Raw genomic sequence first — 16,727 nt, forward strand, 5'->3', positions numbered from 1 at the left:
CTGTCGCGACACTGCCGGCCACCCGTCGTCCGCGTAGGTGCCTGCCGGGAACCCCACCGCGCCGACCACGGCCGACTGTGCTAGGAGGCTCACCGCGTTTATAGACTAGGCGCTCGTGAACGCGTGCACAAATCGTGATCTTGAAAGGCCGAGCCGCAGGTCAGCGCCGTGACCGGTGGGGATAACCCGACCACGGAAACGGCGGCGCGCGGGATGGGGCGTTCCGTCTCCGGTGTCTAGGTTCAATGACATGACACACCCCCGCCCCGGAAATCCCGCCGGCCGCATGCTCCGGCAGATCGGCGCCGACTCGGCCTACGCGATCGTCGGGTTCCCCATCGCCCTGGCCGGGTTCATCGTGACCCTGCCCCTGTTTGTCCTGGGGGTCGGCACGCTGATCACCGTGGTCGGCTTCCCGATCATGGTCGGCGCGCTGTACGCCGCCCGGGGGTTCGCCGATCTCGAACGGCTGCGGCTGCCCACGGTGACCCACCGGCCCGCTCCCCGCCCCGCGTACCGCAGTGCCCCGCCAGGCTCCGGCTTCTGGCGGCGGATCTTCACCCCGCTGCGGGACGGCCAGTCGTGGCTCGACCTGATGCACGCGATCTTCGGCTGGATCCTCTACACGGTCAGTTTCGTGTTCACCGTCACGTGGTGGGCCGGCGCACTCGGCGGCCTCAGCGCGATCATCTGGACCCAGTACATTCCGCACGGCGATACCGACCAGGACCTCAACGAGTTGCTCCACATCTCCGACACGCTGACCGCCCGGATCGGCCTGAACACCGTGATCGGGCTGTTCTTCCTGGTCACCCTGCCCCTGGTCGTCCGGGTGGCGGCACTGGTCCCGGCGCAGTTCGGCCGGGCGCTGCTGACCGGCATCGCCGAGGTACAGAACCGGATCAGCGGGCTGGAACAGCAGCGGGACTCGGCGGTGTCGGCCGAGGCGACCGCGCTGCGCCGGCTGGAGCGCGACATCCACGACGGGCCGCAGCAGCGCCTGGTCCGGCTCGCCATGGACCTCGGCCGGGCCCGGCAGCAGATGAACAGCAACCCGGACGCGGCCCGCGCCACGATCGACGAGGCGCTCGGCCAGACCCGGGAGACCCTCGACGAGCTGCGTGCCCTGTCGCGAGGCATCGCCCCACCGATCCTGTCCGACCGGGGCCTGCCCAGCGCACTGGCCGCGCTCGCCTCGCGCAGCACCGTACCGGTGGCGCTCACCGTCCCACCCAAACTCGGCCGGCTGACCCCGATCCTGGAGAACACCGCATACTTCCTGGTCGCCGAGTCGCTGACCAATCTGGCCAAGCACAGCCAGGCGACCAACGGCGCGGTCTACGTCTCCCACGCCAACGGGCGGCTGATCGTCGCCGTACTGGACGACGGAGTCGGCGGCGCCCACCTGTCCAAGGGCCACGGGCTGACCGGCCTGGCCGACCGGGTACGTGCGGCGGGTGGCACGCTCACCGTCGTCAGCCCGGAAGGCGGGCCGACCGAGATCCGAGCGGAGCTGCCATGCGAATAGTCGTCGCGGACGATGCGGTACTGCTGCGAGAGGGCCTGGTCCGCCTCCTGGAGGAGAACGGGCACCAGGTCGTCGCGGCGGTCGGGGACGGACCATCCCTGGTGGACGCGATCGTGGAGCACCGCCCCGACGTGTCGATCGTGGACGTACGGATGCCTCCGTCACACACCGACGAAGGGCTGCGCGCCTCAGTGTCGGCGCGCCGGCTGGTACCCCGGTCGCCGATCCTGGTCCTGTCCCAGTACGTCGAGGTCTCCTACGCGGACGACCTGCTGGCTGACCGGGTCGGGGCGATCGGGTACCTGCTGAAGGACCGGGTGGCCGAGGTCGCCGACTTCCTGGACACGCTGGAGAGGGTGGCCGGCGGAGCCACCGTGCTCGACCCCGAGGTGGTGGCTCAGTTGGTGGTACGTCGCGGCCGGGCGCCGCTGGATTCGCTCACCCTCCGGGAGCGCGAGGTGCTGGCGCTGATGGCCGAGGGCAAGTCGAACGCGGCCATCGCCAAGACCCTGGTGGTGACCGACGGCGCGGTCGAGAAGCACGTGAAGAACATTTTCACCAAGCTCGACCTGCCGCCGGACGAGGAGCAACACCGGCGCGTCCTGGCCGTGCTGACCTACTTGCGGGGCTGACCGTGGCTCGCGAGGCTGGTCACCGCCGCGGCCGGCCAGGACACGGAACGAGCCGCAGCCGGCTCGGACACGGCCGGCTCGGACACGGCCGGCTCGGACACGGCCGGCTCGGACGCGGGGCTAACTGAGCGCCGCGAGCCGGGCTGCCTCGGCAAGCGTGTCGGCGACCGGCACGCCGACCGCCCGCAGCCGGGCCGGGTCGGTGAAGCCGCCGGTGTAGAGGACACAGCGGGCACCCACGCTCTGGGCCGCGATCGCGTCGTCCTCCGAGTCGCCGATCAGCACACAGTCGTCACCGACCAGCCCCTGCGCCCGCAGGTGAGCGACCAGGTGAGGCGCCTTGGGACCGCCGCCGACCGCATCACGGAGCCCGTCGATGCGGGCGAAGTACCGGTCGAGCCCGTACCGCGACACGGTGGGTACCAGTTCGTGGTGGAACCACATGGACAGCAGGGACTGGGTGCCGGCCCAGGAGCTCAACGCCTCCATCGCGCCCACGGACAGCGCGCACCCCAGCAGCCCCTCGGCATATGCGACGTGGAACGTCTTGTCCAGCCGGACGAACTCCTCCTCGTCGATCACCCGCCCGAGGACGTCGCCGTAATACTGCGCGATCGGCCGGCGGAAGTCGCGCCGGTGCTCTTCGGCGGTCACCGCCGGGCCGCCGAGTTCGGCGAGCGAGGCATTGGTAGCGGCGACGACCAGGGTCAGGTCGTCGAGCAGGGTTCCGTTCCAGTCCCAGACGAGGTGCGGCACCCGGCAACTCTAGCCGGGACCGATGGCCGGACGCCTTCGAAAAAGGCCGCCCTCAGCCGGCCAGGTCCCGGCGCAGCCGGGCCTCTTCCACCCGCCAGTACCCGTGTTCCTTGCCGTCCAGCAGGACCACCGGCACTCGGTCGCCGTACTCCGCCTCCAGCTCCACCTCCGACTCGACGTTGATCTCCTGCCACTGCTCCCCGGTGTCCGCCGCGATGCGCTCCAACGCCTCTTTGGCGACGTCGCAGAGGTGGCAGCCGGGTCGGGTGATCAAGGTGAGTCGAGGCACGGAACCAAACCTAGCCCTGGTCGCGGAGCTTGGCCTTGCGCACCCGCCCGGTGGCCGAGTGCGGCAGCGACGGGACGAACTCGATCGCCGTCGGGCACTTGAACCTGGCCAGATTGCGCTCGCAGTGGGCCAACAACTCCTCGGTGCCGACCATGGCGGAGATCACCACGAAGGCCTTCACCGTCTGTCCGGAGTACGGGTGGGGAATGCCCAGCACCGCCGCCTCCCGTACGGCGGGGTGCGCCATCAGTACCTGCTCCACCTCGTACGGGTACACGTTGAACCCGCTGACCAGGATCAGCTCACGCTTCCGGTCGACCAGGAACAGGTCCCCGTCGGCGTCGGCGTACGCCACGTCGCCGGTGGCCCACCAGCCCTCGGCGTCCGGGCCGTCCCGGCCGTCCGGCCAGTACCCGCTGAACAGGTTCGCCCCGCGCGCCACGATCTCGCCCGGATCGGTGCCGGGCGAGCCCGGCGCGTCGTCGTCGAAGTCGTCGTCGGTGATGTCGATCTCGTCCCCGGACGCGGCGACCAGCTTCAGTGTCACGCCCGGGATCGCCCGGCCGATCGATCCCGGCTTGGGTACCGGTGCGGCCAGCGCCGAGGTGAGCACCGGCGCGGCCTCGGTCAGCCCGTACCCCTCGAAGACCGGGTGCCCGGTGGCGTTGAGGAATCGGGTGCCCGCCACGGGGTGCAGCGGCGCCGCTCCGCTGACCGTCAGCCGTACCGACGCGAACGCCTCTCCGAACTCGGGCAACAGCGACCAGGCGACGAACATCGCCGGCACCCCGATCACGATGCTCACCTGGTGCTCGGCGACCAGCCGCAGCGACTCGACCGGGTCGAACCGCTCCAGCAGCACGCCCGTGGCGCCGTGGTAGGCCAGGGCGCCGAGCCCGGCGTTGAGCCCGTACGAGTGGAACAGCGGCAGGGCGAGCAGGATCATGTCGTCGGCGGCCAGCGGCTGCGGCTCGACCTGGGCGAGCTGGGCATGGTTGGCCAGCAGGGCCCGGTGGGACAGCATCGCCCCCTTGGGGTTGCCCTCGGTACCGCTGGTGTAGAGCAGGACGGCAAGATCCTCGCCGCCGGCCTGGCTTTCCGACACCTGGTCCGGGAAGCGTGGGGGGTGCTCGCCTCCGCCATGACCCGGCTCCGGCTGTGCTCCCCCGGGAACGGACGGCGGCGCGGCATCCGGCGCGTACCGGTGGCGCAGCGGCAGCCCGTCGGCGACCAGGTCGACGCTGGCCAGCACCTCCGGCGTCGCGAACAGCACGGCGGCCCCGGAGTCGGCGAGGATGTGCCGCAGCTCGCGACCGGTGTATCCGGGATTGACCGGTACGGCGATCAGCCCCGCCCGCAGCACGGCGAAGTACGACTCGACGAACCGCGGCACGTTGGGCAGCGCGATCGCCACCCGGGCCGGGTGCCCGTTGTCCTCGGGCAGGTCGAGCGCTCGCAGCCCAGCGGCAAGCTCATCGATGCGGCCGTCGAGCTCCGCCCAGGTCACGGTCTGGTCCTGCCAGATCAACGCGGCCTTGTCCGGAGTGGTCCGCGCGGCCTGTCTGACCGTTTCGGCGACGTTTCGTGGCTCGTGCACGAAGGCACACTAGCGCCGGGGTGGCAATCCTGGCGCCTGTCAATTTTCTCCCTCCGCGTCAGTGGCCCATGATCATGGACACGCCCGGGGTACCACGACACGCCGAAGCGACACGCTGATCACGACACGCCGAAGGGGCCGGGAGCGTGTCGCGGAAATCGGGCGATCCCCACCCATCAAAGCCTTGTCAATCACAGACAGGCGGACAACGTGTGCGACGGGTGTAGGAGCGACTCCGAAATACTTCGCCTCTGAGTAACGGACTCCGCACGTATCAGTGACGTTAGCCCTATTATTTCTCAGGTCGGCCCACCCGATGTGTCGTGTGTCGACACCCCTCTGCCTGAGGAGGCCGCAGTGCCCGTTGAAGCACCGCACCACCACCTCGTGGGCAGGAGTCGGATTCCCAGGCGAATCCCGGCCTCCGCCCAGTGGGCGCTGGTGCACGGGCCGGCGGAGGAGGTGCGGTGACCCGTTACGACCTGGCCGGCGCTGGAGCCGGCGCGTCCTTCCCCGAGGTTCTCGGCGCCCGGCTCGCGTTGACCGAGGGCCTGTCCGTGCTGCGCGGCTGCGTATCCGAGATGCTGACGTCCGTCCTGCGGGGCGACGGCGGCACCAGCTCCCGCACGCGCAACCGGCCACACATCAACGACATCCCGATCCGGCACATCCCGGGCGGCAACACGAAGCCCGTCGGTGGACGGCTGGCCGTGCCGTCGCGACCGGTACCGGTGCAGGCGCCCGAGCTGGGCGGCGACACCGAGCCACTGCCCGCGACGTCCGGGACGGCTGCCACCGAGGTGATCGACGGACTTCGTGCCGACCGGACCACCGAGACGCCACCGTCGCGGACCGGGCCGCCCGGCGGGCCACCGACCGGGTACCCGGACCGCCCCGACCCGTCCGACGCCGCCGCGGCGGTGTGGACGCTGGTCGAGCGGGCGCAGGCCGGCGAGGCCGAGGCGTTCGGGCTGATCTACGACCGGTACGTCGACACGGTCTTCCGGTTCATCTACTTCCGGGTCGGCAACCGACAGCTGGCTGAGGACCTGACCTCGGACACCTTCCTGCGTGCCCTGAAGCGCATCGGCAGCTTCACCTGGCAGGGCCGCGACCTCGGAGCCTGGCTCGTGACGATCGCCCGGAACCTGGTCGCGGACCACTTCAAGTCGGGCCGGTACCGGCTGGAGGTCACCACCGGCGACGTGCTGGACGCCGATCGCGAAGACCGGGGCCCGGAGGGCAGCCCGGAGTCGGCGGTCGTGGACCACATCACCAACGTCGCCCTGCTCACCGCCGTCAAGCAGCTCAACCCCGAGCAGCAGGAGTGCATCGTGCTCCGCTTCCTGCAGGGGTTCTCGGTCGCCGAGACGGCACAGGCCATGGGCAAGAACGAAGGAGCGATCAAGGCACTCCAGTACCGCGCGGTGCGCGCGCTGGCCCGGTTGCTACCGGACGGCTTCCAGGCGTGACCGCCCACATGCCGGGAACGCGTGGGCCGGCAGCCGGCCGGGCCGTAACCGGAGGCGTGACTCGTGCGTTGAAAACGATGCCAGCCGGCAGGGTCGCCGCCGGTGGGACCAACGGGAGGGGGTGCGGGTAATGGCTGCCGCGTTTTTCAACCGTCGTCGCGCCGAACGATTCGCACAGCTCCTTGACCAGGCCGACGGCAGGAGCCGCCGGCACAGTCGCAGTCCGCTCGACGAAGAGCTGGCCGACTACGTGGCGCTGGGCCGGATGGTCTCCGGTCGCGAGCTGACCACGCAGAACCGGCCGGATCCGGACTTCCGCTCCAGCTTGCGCGCCATGCTGGTAGCCACCGCCGAGCGCGAGGGCATCGGAGTCACCGCGGGCAAGGACCAGCGCCGCACGGTCATGGGGCCGGTGTACCTGAGCGCGGTCGCCCAGACGGGAGCGCCCAGCGCGTCCCGGCCGGGCAACCGGCGGCCCGTGGTGGGTAGCCGCCGTACCCGGGGCGCGATCATCATCGGCATCGCCGCCGGTACCCTCGCCCTGTCCGGAATGTCCATGGCCAGCGGCGACGCGATGCCTGGCGACCCGCTGTACGGCGTCAAGCGGTCCACGGAGAGCGCCCAACTCGCGCTGACCGGGTCCGACGTCGACCGAGGCCAGGCATACCTGGGGTTCGCCCGCAACCGGATCCTGGAGGCGTCCACGCTGCGTGATCCGGGTCGGGTCGAGGCGACCCTCGGCGACATGGACAACGAAACCACCCAGGGCATCAGGCTGCTCACCGGGGTCGCGCTGAACCAGCACGACTCGACCGCGCTCAACCTGATCGACGACTTCGTCACGACGCAGCGTCCGCTCGTCACGCAGCTCACGGGCGACCTGTCCGGTCCGGCACGGGCGCGGGCGCAGCAGTCGGTGAACCTGCTCGATCAGGTCGGTCGACGGGTGGCGGGCCTGCGCGGTTCGCTGCTGTGCGGCTCGGCCGGTACCGCCTCCGACGCGCTGGGACCGAAGCCGCCCGCGTGTCCGGGTGCGTCCCGAGCCGGTCAGACATCGCCGGGACACTGAGCTTCGCCCGGCGGCATCCGCACTCAGAGCCTGCCAGCGGGCTCTCAGACCCCCGGTGATGCCGGGGGTCTTTTCTTGCTCGGACAGATACCCTCGCAGGGGTCGATATCCGATTGCGGAAAGGGGCGGAGCGTGACCGGGACACCACGGCACGAAGTGCTCGCCGGCTGGGCGGCGGCCGAAGTCGAGGCTGCGCTCACGGTGCCCGCGGACCGGTCTGCCGGGGCCTTCTTCGACATCGACAACACGATGATGCAGGGCGCCTCGATCTACTGGTTCGCGCGTGGCCTGGCCGCGCGCAAGTACTTCACCACGGCCGACCTGGCCCGGTTCGCCTGGAGCCAGCTGAAGTTCCGGCTGCTCGCCCGGGAGCACCGCGGCGACATGTCGCACGCCAAGCAGGCCGCCCTCGCGTTCGTGAAGGGCTGGTCGGTGGGCGAGTTGCGGCGGTTGTCCGAGGAGATCTTCGACGAGCTGATGGCCGAGCGGATCTGGTCCGGCACCCGGGCGCTGGCTCAGCTGCACCTCGACGCTGGGCAGCGGGTCTGGCTGGTCACCGCGGCCCCGATCGAGTTGGGCCAGGTGATGGCCGACCGGCTGGGGCTGACCGGCGCGCTGGGCACGGTCGCGGAGATCGACCAGGGCGTCTACACCGGCCGCCTGGTCGGCGACCTGCTGCACGGCCCGGCGAAGGCGGAGGCGATCACCGCGCTGGCCGCGACCGAGGGGCTCGACCTCAGCCGGTGCACGGCGTACAGCGACTCGGCCAACGACATCCCGATGCTGTCGCTGGTGGGGCACGCGGTCGCGGTCAACCCGGACACGGCGCTGCGCCGGGAGGCACGACACCGCAACTGGGAGGTCCGCGACTTCCGGACCGGCCGTAAGGCGGCCAAGATCGCCGTACCGTCGGCACTGGGCACCGGCATGGTCATCGGTGCGGTCCTGGCGACCGCGGCGGTCCGGCGCAGGCAGTCCCGCTAGCGCCCGGGCCCGCTAGCGCCCCGGAGTCCCGCTAGCGCCGGGGGCGTCCCCGCCGTCCCGGTCGCGCTGCTCCAGCAGCCGGTACAGGGTCTGCTGGATGGTCTCCCGCACCTGGTCGGCGAGGTTGAACACGACCGCCGGATCGTCGGCCTGCTCGGCCCGCCCGGTGGTCTCGATGGGCGTACCGAAGCTGATCAGCCACTTCGACGGCAACGGGATCATCCCGAGCGGCCCGAGCCACGGGAAGGTCGGCGTGACCGGGAAGTACGGCCAGCCAAGCAGTCGGGCCAGCGGCTTGATGTTGCCGATCATCGGATAGATCTCTTCGGCTCCGACGATGCTCACCGGGATGATCGGGGTACCGGTGCGCAGCGCCGCCGAGACGAACCCGCCCCGCCCGAAACGCTGCAGTTTGTACCGGTCGCGGTACGGCTTGCCGACGCCCTTGAAGCCCTCCGGGAACACGCCGACGAGTTCGCCGTCCCCGAGCAGCCGCTCGGCATCCGGGTTGCAGGCCAGCGTGCTGCCGTGCTTGCGGGCGAGTTCGGAGATGAACGGCACCCGGAAGACCAGGTCGGCCCCGAGCAACCGGAGGTACCGGTGGGCCGGGTGCTCGTCGTGTACGGCGACGGTGAGCATCAGCGCGTCCATCGCCACCACGCCGGAGTGGTTCGCCACGACCAGGGCCGGCCCGTTGGCGGGCAGGTTCTGGATGCCCTCGACCTCGATCCGGAACCAGTCCTGGTAAAGCCGCCGGAGCAGCGGGAAGAACACGCCGTCGGTGAGTTCCTGGTCGAACCCGAACTCGTCCACCTCGTACGCGCCGGTGAGCCGCCGGCGCAGGAACGCCAACCCGTTCGCGACGCGGCGGTCCCAGACGTCCTGGCCGGGGGCCAGGGACGGGTCGGTGATCTCCCGCGCGGCCGGCGGCTCGGGCGACGGTTCCGGCGACGGTTCCGGTGCCAGGGAGGCGGCCGGGGACGGGACGGGCGGCTTGCGGGTGCGGCCGGCCGGCGCGGTGATCGGCGGCAGGCGACCGGCCCCATTCGGGTACTGGATGCCGGCACGGCTCTCGAAGTCGGTCATGACGCGTCCCGCAGGGCTGCCCGGGCCGCCCGGATCCCGCCGAGGATGCTCCGCTCCGCGGCGGCGATCGCGTCACCCGGCAGGATTCCCCCCGCCCCGCTGCCACGGAGGAAGTCGGCGAACGCGTCCGACGTGGTACGCGGGGTGTACCCGTACTCCTTGATCAGGCGCGTCGTGTCCACCACCCTGCCGTGCACGAACAGGTCGAGCTGGTCGAGGCTGAACTTGACGCCGGAACGCGCCAGCCCGGCGGCGGCCGACAGCCCGTGCTCCATCACCGGAACGGCGATCCGGTCAGCCCGGCGTACCGCCTGGGACAGCGTGATCACTCCGGCGCCCGCAACGTTGAAGGTCCCCGGATGATCCTCCACCACCGACCGGTGCAGGATCTCCAGCGCGTCGTCGACGTGGATGAATTGGAGGCGGGGATCCCGGCCCAGCACGGTCGGCACGAACGGCAGCGCGAAATACCTGGTCAGGCTCGTGTTGGCCCGCCTGCCGATGAACGGCGCGAAGCGCAGCACGGTAGCCGACACGTCGCGGCGGCGGCGCCGGAACCCGCGGACGTACCCCTCGATGTCGAGCACGTCACGCGCGAACCCGCCGCGGGGTATCTCCCGCGGCTCCGTGTCCTCGGTGAACACCGCTGGATCGCGGAAGGACGCCCCATACGCCGCGGTCGACGACCGGATCACGATCTTGCGCAGGTCGGGCGCCTGCTGGCAGGCGGCGAGCAACTGCATCGTGCCGATGACGTTCTGCTCTTTCATGGCCGGCCGGCCACCGGCACGCCGGTCGCCGGCCACCGCCAAGTGCACGACCGCCTCCACCCGCTCAGACGAAATGATCTTCGCGGGTGCGGCGGTCGTGATGTCGGCGGCCACGAACTCGACGCCGCCGGCGAGAAGGATCGCGAATTCGGCGGGCGGCTCCTCGCTGTCCATCCCGATGACCCGGCCGATCCGGGGGTCGGCAGCGAGCCTCGCGGCAACCTGGGCGCCAAGGTAGCGGGCCACGCCGGTGACCAGCACCACTGCGGGGCCACGGTGACGTCGGCGCGGGATGGCGCCGTTGATCCGGCGCTCCTGACCGGTGCTCACGTCACTCCTCCGCGTTATCGCCAGAAGGAACCGAGCGAGGGGTGCGTCTACCTTCCCGCCGAGGCGGGGCGGCTACTTGCCGAGACGGCGACGCTGGACGCGGGTCTTGCGCAGCAGCTTCCGATGCTTCTTCTTGGCCATCCGCTTGCGGCGCTTCTTGACCACCGAGCCCATACGAGTGTTCCCCTCGAACTATGCGCTTGAGTAAACCCGGTAAGCCTAGCCGGCGCCCGAGGAGAAGAGGAAACCGGCCCTGCCCGTACCGGTCAGGCCGATCTCTGGAACGCGTCGCGCAGGTAGGCGTGCACGGCGTGCTCGGGTACCCGAAATGATCGCCCGACCCGGACGGCGGTGAGTTCCCCCGAGTGGACCAGGCGGTAAACCGTCATCTTGGACACCCGCATGAGCCCCGCCACCTCGGCAACGGTCAAGAACTGAACCTCCGAAAACCTGCCCTCGGAGTGCGCGGATCCCGCCATGGCTCACCCTCGGTCCTGTTCCCGGCGCGTCCCCGTCGGGACAGCGGGGCGCCGCCGGGGCGGGGAACGCGCGTGTAACTAGAACGGTACCGGTACGGGTGTGACTTCCGCGACGGCTTCTCGCATTTGTTCCCCGGTCGCGGGACCCATGATCAGGTGGCCCGGGTTCAGTTCCGCGACGCCAGCGACCGGGCGAAGAAGGCCAGGTTCCTCGGGCGCTCGGCGAGCCGGCGCATCAGGTAGCCGTACCACTGTTCGCCGTACGGCACGTAGACCCGCACCTGATATCCGGCGGCGGCCAGCCGGTGCTGTTCCTCGGGCCGGATGCCGTAGAGCATCTGGAACTCGAAATCCTCCGGCGACCGGTCGAACCATTTGGCCCGGTCCTCGCCGATGGCGATCAGCCGGGGATCGTGAGTCGCGATCATCGGGTACCCGGGCCCGGACATCAGGATGTTGAGACACCGCACGTACGACTTGTCGACCTCGACCGTGGACTGGAATGCCACCGACTCCGGCTCGGAGTATGCACCCTTGCACAGCCGGATCCGGGAGCCCGGGACGGCCAGTTCCCGGCAGTCCCCCTCGGTGCGCCGCAGGTACGCCTGGAGCACCGCGCCCGCGGTCGGGAAGTCCCGGCGCAGCCGGTCCACCGTGTCCAGGGTCAGATCGGTGGTCGCCGCGTCCTCCATGTCCAGCGTGACCGTGGTACCCGACGACGCCGCCACCTCGCAGATCGCGTGTGCGTACTCGTACGCCAGGTCCTCGTCGAACCGCTGGCCGAGCGCGGACAGCTTCACGCTGACCTCGGCGGCCGCGGTGACTCCGGCGTCGGCAAGCGATTTGAGCAACCGGAGATACTCGTCCTTGGTGGCCGCCGCCTGCTCGGCGGTCTGCGTGTCCTCACCGAGATAGTCCAGAGTGACCTTCAGTCCCTCGGCGACGAGCTCACGGGTCGCACGCAGCGCGTCGTCGGTGGAAACACCCGGCACGAACCGCCGTACCACGTCCCGGCTCACCGGGACGGTCTGCACGAGCCGCTCCACCCGCGACGATCGGGCAGCGGCGAGGATGACCGTTCGGAGCATGGGGCGAGCGTAGCGCCCGCGAATGGCTTCGACCCGCTAACCTCTGTTCCGGCCGACTGGAGGACGGACATGCACCGGATCAGCAGTACGCCCCGGCCGGGGTGGCAGCAGACGGTACGCGACCAGGGGGTTTCCCTCGCCCGTTGGGACGAGACCGCCTGCTATGTCCTCGACCTCGGGGAGGTGCTGCGGCTGGAGGCGCTCACCGCGGAACTCCATGAGATGTGCCTCGCGGCAGCCCGGTACGTGGTCGAACAGGGCAGGTATGCCGATTTCGGCGTACCGGAATGGGCCGTCCCGGCGGTCCACGCCTCGCTGCTGTCCGGAGCGCCGAGCCTGTGCTCCCGTCTCGACCTCTGGTACGACGGCAACCGGCAACCCAAGCTGCTGGACTGCCGATCGGACGTGCCCGGTGGCCTGGTCGAGACGTCGATCGCCCAGTGGTACTGGCTGGAGCAGACCAGACCGGACCAGGACCAGTGGAACAGCCTGCACGAGCGGCTGCTCGCCGGCTGGCGGACGATCGCCACCGGCCTGCGCCACCCGACAGTCCACTTCGGCTGGTCGCAGCTCGACCCGACCGGCGGCGACGAGCTGGCCGCCGGATATCTGGCCGGGGTGGCCGAGCAGGCCGGCCTGACCACCCGACTGGTACCGATGCACCTGATCGGCTGGGACGGCCAGCGCTTCCTCGACGACGAGAACACCCCGATCGCCACCTGCTTCAAGCGGTACCCGTGGGAGTGGATGATCCGCGAACCGTACGGCCGGGTGGCGATGTCGCCGGAGGTTCCGACGACCTGGATCGAGCCGCCCTGGAAGCTGCTGCTGTCCGGCACTCCGCTGCTGGCCACGCTCTGGCAGCTGTACCCGGACCACCCCAACCTGGTACCGGCGTTTGCCGGCCGGGCCGTGGAGCTTCCCCCGCCGCCGAGCTTCTCCGGCAACCCGGTCGTGCTGACCAGTTGGATGGTCAACGGCGACGGCGGGCTGGCGCACACCGCCGGGGCCGGTTTCCGGGAAGCGGGCGTCGACGGATTCGAGCGATTTGTCCCCCACTATGTAACAAGATAGGCATCGGCGTACCTGGATTGCGCCGCCCGCGCGAACACCGTCTACCGTTGTCGCGTGAACTTCGACGCGTACGCCCACCGGGCCGTTGATCTCGTCAACGCGCCGCTGGACGACCTCGATGACCTGAGGAGCCTGTTCGGCCCGGAGAACTGGATGCGGGACGGGACCACGGAACGCGACATCGCCTCGTTCCGCCGGGCCCAGAAACGGCTGCGGGAAATCTTCGAGCTGGGTACGGGCCACCGGGACGCGGAGGCCGTGGCCGCGCTCAACGCGCTGCTCGACGCGCACCCGGTGCAGCCCCGCATCTCCGGCCACGATGCCGCCGACTGGCACATGCACGTGGCCAGCCGCGGCTCGTCGGTCAGCGCCGAATACCTGGCCGGTGCGGTGTGGGGCCTGGCGGTCTGGCTGTGCGAGTACGGCAGCGCCCGGTTCGGCGTCTGCGCCGACGACCGGTGCGGCAACGTCTACCTCGACACGTCCTCCAACTGCTGCCGCAGGTTCTGCTCGGAACGCTGCGCGACCCGTTCGCACGTCGCGGCGCACCGCGCCCGTAAGCGTGCCGCGGACGCGCTGGCTCCGATCAGCTGATCGACCAGCCGGGCCGCGTCACTCAGGCGGCCGTCGCGTCACTCAGACGTCCACTGTGGACGTCTGAGTGAGATGCGTGCGCGCGAACGCCAGCGCCTCGGCCAGATCCGACTCCCGCTCGGCCCGGCTGGCCGCGCGCCGGGTGGACACCTCGACGGCGATCGAACCGGTGAAGCCCCGGCCGGCCAGCGACTCCAGCAGCGCGGCGCACGGCTGCGTGCCCCGGCCCGGGACCAGGTGCTCGTCGCGCGCCTCGCCGGTGCCATCGCCGAGGTGCACATGCGCCATCGACGACCCCATCACGTCGGCGAGGGCGAGCGAGTCGGTGCGCGCGGCGGCGCAGTGCGAGAGATCCAGTGTGTACGCGTCGAAGCCGACCTTGGTCGGATCCCAGCCGGGCGAGTAAGGCACGAACTCCCGCCCCGCCATCCGCACCGGGAACATGTTCTCCACCGCGAACGTGACGCTCGGGTGCTCCTCGCGCAGCTTCGCGATGCCGGACGCGAACGTCCGGGCGTAGTCCCGCTGCCAGCTGAACGGCGGGTGCACGACGACGATGCCGGCCGACAACGACTCGGCGAGCGAGGCGCTGCGGCGCAGCCGCTCCCACGGATCCGGGCTCCACACCCGCTGGGTGACCAGCAGGCACGGGGCGTGGATCGAACCGATCGGCACACCGTAGTGCTCGGACAGGCCGCGCAGCGCCCCGGCGTCCTGGCTGACCGCGTCGGTCCAGACCATCACCTCGATCCCGTCGTACCCCAGAGCGGCGGCCATCGCGAACGCGGCCGAGGTGGGCTCCGGGAACACCGACGAGGTCGAGAGCAGGACAGGAATCACACTGCCAGCGTAGCTCCGGCCCGGTATCCCGGCCGGAGTCGTCGGGACAATACGAACTGAACGTCCGACTCCGGCCGCTTGACCAGCACGGTTACAAACCGGGCGAGCCTGGCGGTCGCGGCGTCCGACTCCGGCGCGAGATCAACTCTCCAGAATGTCCAGGCGGCGGAGGATCACGCCCTCCCGCAGTGCCCAGGGGCAAATCTGCAGCTCATCGATGCCCAGACGGCGCATCGTCGCCTCCGCCACCACCGCGCCCGCCAGCAACTGGTGCGCCCGGGGAGCGCTGACTCCGTCCATCTCGCCGAGCGCGCTGCCCGGAATGTGCCGGATGAAGCCGAGCACCTGGTGCAGACCGGTCCGGGTGAGTACCCGGGGAACCAGCGGCCCGGCCCCCGACGGTGACGCGCCGGCCAGCCGGGCCAGGGTGCGGAACGTCTTCGAGGTCGCCACCGGACGGTCCCAGCCACTCGGCTCGATGACCCGGGCCGCGCCGTCGACCACCTTCCCGGCGTACTCGATCAGCGCGTCGACGTCGGCGGCCTTGGGCGGCGAGCCGTGCAGCCGCTCCCGGGTCAGCCGGCCCGCGCCCAGCGGTACGGACAGCGCTATGTCCGGCTCCTCGTCGATACCGGCGGCCAGTTCCAGCGAACCGCCGCCGATGTCGAGTACCAGCAGCCGCCCGGCCGACCAGCCGAACCAGCGCCGTACCGCGAGGAAGGTCATCCGAGCCTCGCCCTCGCCGGAGAGCACGCGCAGCTCCACGCCGGTCTCCCGGCGGATGCGGGCGAGTACCTCGGCCGAATTGGTCGCGTCCCGGACCGCCGAGGTGGCGAACGCCAGCAGATCCTCGGTCTGCAGGCGCTCCGCGGCCTCGCGGGCATCGCGGACGGCTTCCACGAGCGCGTCCGCGCCCTGGGTGGACAACCGGCCGTCCGGCTTGATCTGTTCGGCCAGGCGCAGGACGACCTTCTCCGAGTGGGCCGGCCAGGGGTGGGCACCGGCATGCGCGTCGACAACCAGAAGGTGAACCGTGTTGGAGCCGACGTCGAGGACACCGAGACGCATGCGGAATACGCTAGTCCGATGAGCATCCGCGCGTCCGTCGACGAGCCGAACGACCCTCGCAGCCTGGAAGTGGGCTTGGACTACCCCCGTGAGTGGATCGAGTTCCCCGATCCGGCCGATTCCGAACACGTCATCCGGGCCGACCTGACCTGGCTGCTGTCCGCCTGGACGTGCGTGTTCGGCAAGGCGTGCCACGGAATCATCAAGGGCCGGGCCGGCGACGGCTGCTGCTCGCACGGCGCTTTCTTCACCGACGCCGATGACGAAAAGCGCACCCGGGAGGCCGCGCGGAAGCTGACGCCCGAGACCTGGCAGCACTACCGGCGCGGATTCAAGAACTACACCGAGATGGACACGATCGACGGCAAGACGCCGGCGCGGCGCACCGCGACGCGGGACGGCGGGCCGTGCGTGTTCCTCAACGAAGCGAATTTCGCCGGCGGTGGCGGCTGTGCGCTGCACGCTCAGGCGTTGCGCGACGGTGTGCACCCGCTGGAGTACAAGCCGGACGTGTGCTGGCAGCTGCCGATCCGCCGCGACCAGGAGTGGAGCAAGCGCCCAGACGGGACGAAGGTGCTGGTCTCCACGATCACCGAGTTCGACCGGCGCGGCTGGGGCGAGGGCGGGCACGACCTGGACTGGTGGTGCACGTCATCGCCGGAGGCGCACGTCGGCACCGAGCCGCTCTACCGCTCGTACGGGCCCGAGCTGACGGCGCTGATCGGCAAGAAGGCGTACGCCAAGCTGGCCGAGCTGTGCACGGCCCGGATGGACCTCGGGCAGATCGCGCCGCACCCGGCAACGCCGAAGACCATCCCGGTCATCGCGCTCCAGCCGGGCGGCCGCGAGCCCGCGTCGCCCCGCCGCCGGGCCAAGAGCGGAGCCCGCAGCACGGACACCGCCGACTGAGTCCGGCGGACCGGCGGGAGCTTTCTCGCGGCCCGCACGACGGGCCGTTCCCGAAGGACGGAGAGCCACCCGGAACCAGGGTGGCCTCCGCCGGGCTCGGCCGTGGCGCCTGAGCCCGGCCAGACCGCCCGGCCAGACCGCCCAGCCTGACCGCCCGGCCTC

18 protein-coding genes are annotated in these 16,727 nt (G+C 70.7%); 8 read left to right on the plus strand and 10 right to left on the minus strand.

Features of this window, described 5'->3' with window-relative positions; translation table 11 throughout:
* Window positions 1-250 precede the first annotated feature (250 nt).
* Both Raf01_RS02410 and Raf01_RS02415 read left to right on the plus strand, forming a co-directional pair.
* A complete protein-coding gene (locus tag Raf01_RS02410; protein ID WP_203916014.1) occupies window positions 251-1,528 on the plus strand; it encodes a sensor histidine kinase in 1,278 nt (425 codons plus the stop codon).
* Complete coding sequence (locus Raf01_RS02415) at window positions 1,519-2,160, plus strand: response regulator (protein WP_203916015.1); 642 nt, start codon at window positions 1,519-1,521, stop codon at window positions 2,158-2,160. Before Raf01_RS02410 ends, Raf01_RS02415 begins: the two co-directional genes overlap by 10 nt.
* Window positions 2,161-2,280: 120 nt before the next feature.
* Here Raf01_RS02415 and Raf01_RS02420 read toward each other — a convergent pair whose 3' ends face one another.
* Genes Raf01_RS02420 through Raf01_RS02430 form a run of 3 tightly spaced genes read right to left on the minus strand, consistent with a single transcriptional unit; the run spans window position 2,281 to window position 4,802 of the window.
* The gene (locus Raf01_RS02420; RefSeq protein ID WP_203916016.1) at window positions 2,281-2,916 is read right to left on the minus strand and encodes an HAD family hydrolase; all 636 of its coding nucleotides are present in this window, start codon (window positions 2,914-2,916) and stop codon (window positions 2,281-2,283) included.
* A gap of 52 nt (window positions 2,917-2,968) precedes the next feature.
* Window positions 2,969-3,205 (minus strand): glutaredoxin family protein, encoded by a 237-nt coding sequence (locus Raf01_RS02425; RefSeq protein ID WP_203916017.1) that lies wholly within the window; start codon window positions 3,203-3,205, stop codon window positions 2,969-2,971.
* 10 nt (window positions 3,206-3,215) lie between these two features.
* Window positions 3,216-4,802 carry an AMP-binding protein gene (locus Raf01_RS02430; protein ID WP_203916018.1) on the minus strand — a complete coding sequence of 529 codons (1,587 nt, stop codon included), beginning with the start codon at window positions 4,800-4,802 and terminating at the stop codon, window positions 3,216-3,218.
* A 581-nt stretch (window positions 4,803-5,383) separates the two neighbouring features.
* Between Raf01_RS02430 and Raf01_RS02435 the strand changes: the two genes are divergently transcribed.
* From Raf01_RS02435 to Raf01_RS02445, 3 genes are all read left to right on the plus strand, one after another.
* On the plus strand, window positions 5,384-6,274 hold the full coding sequence (locus tag Raf01_RS02435) for an ECF subfamily RNA polymerase sigma factor, BldN family (RefSeq protein WP_203916146.1): 891 nt from the start codon (window positions 5,384-5,386) through the stop codon (window positions 6,272-6,274).
* Window positions 6,275-6,404: 130 nt separating this feature from the next.
* Complete coding sequence (locus tag Raf01_RS02440; RefSeq protein ID WP_203916019.1) at window positions 6,405-7,343, plus strand: DUF5667 domain-containing protein; 939 nt, start codon at window positions 6,405-6,407, stop codon at window positions 7,341-7,343.
* 105 nt (window positions 7,344-7,448) lie between these two features.
* Complete coding sequence (locus tag Raf01_RS02445) at window positions 7,449-8,327, plus strand: HAD family hydrolase (protein WP_373319445.1); 879 nt, start codon at window positions 7,449-7,451, stop codon at window positions 8,325-8,327.
* Between the two features lie 12 nt (window positions 8,328-8,339).
* Here Raf01_RS02445 and Raf01_RS02450 read toward each other — a convergent pair whose 3' ends face one another.
* The 5 genes from Raf01_RS02450 to Raf01_RS02470 form a co-directional block, all read right to left on the minus strand.
* Window positions 8,340-9,413, minus strand: a complete 1,074-nt coding sequence (locus Raf01_RS02450; protein WP_203916020.1) for a lysophospholipid acyltransferase family protein — start codon at window positions 9,411-9,413, stop codon at window positions 8,340-8,342.
* Window positions 9,410-10,489 (minus strand): NAD-dependent epimerase/dehydratase family protein, encoded by a 1,080-nt coding sequence (locus tag Raf01_RS02455; RefSeq protein WP_373319447.1) that lies wholly within the window; start codon window positions 10,487-10,489, stop codon window positions 9,410-9,412. Before Raf01_RS02455 ends, Raf01_RS02450 begins: the two co-directional genes overlap by 4 nt.
* A 96-nt stretch (window positions 10,490-10,585) precedes the next feature.
* Window positions 10,586-10,687 carry a 30S ribosomal protein bS22 gene (locus Raf01_RS02460; RefSeq protein WP_007465623.1) on the minus strand — a complete coding sequence of 34 codons (102 nt, stop codon included), beginning with the start codon at window positions 10,685-10,687 and terminating at the stop codon, window positions 10,586-10,588.
* A 92-nt stretch (window positions 10,688-10,779) separates the two neighbouring features.
* Window positions 10,780-10,992 (minus strand): helix-turn-helix domain-containing protein, encoded by a 213-nt coding sequence (locus Raf01_RS02465; RefSeq protein WP_203916021.1) that lies wholly within the window; start codon window positions 10,990-10,992, stop codon window positions 10,780-10,782.
* A 167-nt stretch (window positions 10,993-11,159) separates the two neighbouring features.
* Window positions 11,160-12,080 carry a proline dehydrogenase family protein gene (locus Raf01_RS02470; protein WP_203916022.1) on the minus strand — a complete coding sequence of 307 codons (921 nt, stop codon included), beginning with the start codon at window positions 12,078-12,080 and terminating at the stop codon, window positions 11,160-11,162.
* Between the two features lie 69 nt (window positions 12,081-12,149).
* Between Raf01_RS02470 and Raf01_RS02475 the strand changes: the two genes are divergently transcribed.
* A complete protein-coding gene (locus Raf01_RS02475) occupies window positions 12,150-13,154 on the plus strand; it encodes a glutathionylspermidine synthase family protein (protein WP_203916023.1) in 1,005 nt (334 codons plus the stop codon).
* A 54-nt stretch (window positions 13,155-13,208) separates the two neighbouring features.
* Entirely contained in the window at window positions 13,209-13,748 is a 540-nt protein-coding gene (locus Raf01_RS02480; RefSeq protein ID WP_203916024.1) for a CGNR zinc finger domain-containing protein, read from the plus strand.
* A gap of 42 nt (window positions 13,749-13,790) precedes the next feature.
* On the opposite strand, the gene Raf01_RS02485 is transcribed toward Raf01_RS02480, so the two are convergent.
* Window positions 13,791-14,525 (minus strand): sugar phosphate isomerase/epimerase family protein, encoded by a 735-nt coding sequence (locus tag Raf01_RS02485; RefSeq protein ID WP_203916149.1) that lies wholly within the window; start codon window positions 14,523-14,525, stop codon window positions 13,791-13,793.
* Between the two features lie 204 nt (window positions 14,526-14,729).
* A complete protein-coding gene (locus Raf01_RS02490) occupies window positions 14,730-15,656 on the minus strand; it encodes a Ppx/GppA phosphatase family protein (RefSeq protein WP_203916025.1) in 927 nt (308 codons plus the stop codon).
* Between the two features lie 18 nt (window positions 15,657-15,674).
* On the opposite strand from Raf01_RS02490, the gene Raf01_RS02495 reads away from it, so the two are divergent.
* A complete protein-coding gene (locus Raf01_RS02495) occupies window positions 15,675-16,565 on the plus strand; it encodes a DUF3109 family protein (RefSeq protein ID WP_203916026.1) in 891 nt (296 codons plus the stop codon).
* Window positions 16,566-16,727: the final 162 nt, after the last annotated feature.

This window comes from Rugosimonospora africana (assembly GCF_016862975.1).
In the GTDB taxonomy this organism is placed as follows: Bacteria; Actinomycetota; Actinomycetes; order Mycobacteriales; family Micromonosporaceae; genus Rugosimonospora; species Rugosimonospora africana.

What these genes read in the sequence shown, in the direction of transcription:
- Raf01_RS02410 (WP_203916014.1), top strand. Translation starts at nt 251, where the DNA reads ATGACACACCCCCGCCCCGGAAATCCCGCCGGCCGCATGCTCCGGCAG.
- Raf01_RS02415 (WP_203916015.1), top strand. Translation starts at nt 1,519, where the DNA reads ATGCGAATAGTCGTCGCGGACGATGCGGTACTGCTGCGAGAGGGCCTG.
- Raf01_RS02435 (WP_203916146.1), top strand. Translation starts at nt 5,384, where the DNA reads ATGCTGACGTCCGTCCTGCGGGGCGACGGCGGCACCAGCTCCCGCACG.
- Raf01_RS02440 (WP_203916019.1), top strand. Translation starts at nt 6,405, where the DNA reads ATGGCTGCCGCGTTTTTCAACCGTCGTCGCGCCGAACGATTCGCACAG.
- Raf01_RS02450 (WP_203916020.1), bottom strand. Translation starts at nt 9,413, where the DNA reads ATGACCGACTTCGAGAGCCGTGCCGGCATCCAGTACCCGAATGGGGCC.
- Raf01_RS02460 (WP_007465623.1), bottom strand. Translation starts at nt 10,687, where the DNA reads ATGGGCTCGGTGGTCAAGAAGCGCCGCAAGCGGATGGCCAAGAAGAAG.
- Raf01_RS02465 (WP_203916021.1), bottom strand. Translation starts at nt 10,992, where the DNA reads ATGGCGGGATCCGCGCACTCCGAGGGCAGGTTTTCGGAGGTTCAGTTC.
- Raf01_RS02470 (WP_203916022.1), bottom strand. Translation starts at nt 12,080, where the DNA reads ATGCTCCGAACGGTCATCCTCGCCGCTGCCCGATCGTCGCGGGTGGAG.
- Raf01_RS02475 (WP_203916023.1), top strand. Translation starts at nt 12,150, where the DNA reads ATGCACCGGATCAGCAGTACGCCCCGGCCGGGGTGGCAGCAGACGGTA.
- Raf01_RS02485 (WP_203916149.1), bottom strand. Translation starts at nt 14,525, where the DNA reads ATGGCCGCCGCTCTGGGGTACGACGGGATCGAGGTGATGGTCTGGACC.
- Raf01_RS02490 (WP_203916025.1), bottom strand. Translation starts at nt 15,656, where the DNA reads ATGCGTCTCGGTGTCCTCGACGTCGGCTCCAACACGGTTCACCTTCTG.
- Raf01_RS02495 (WP_203916026.1), top strand. Translation starts at nt 15,675, where the DNA reads ATGAGCATCCGCGCGTCCGTCGACGAGCCGAACGACCCTCGCAGCCTG.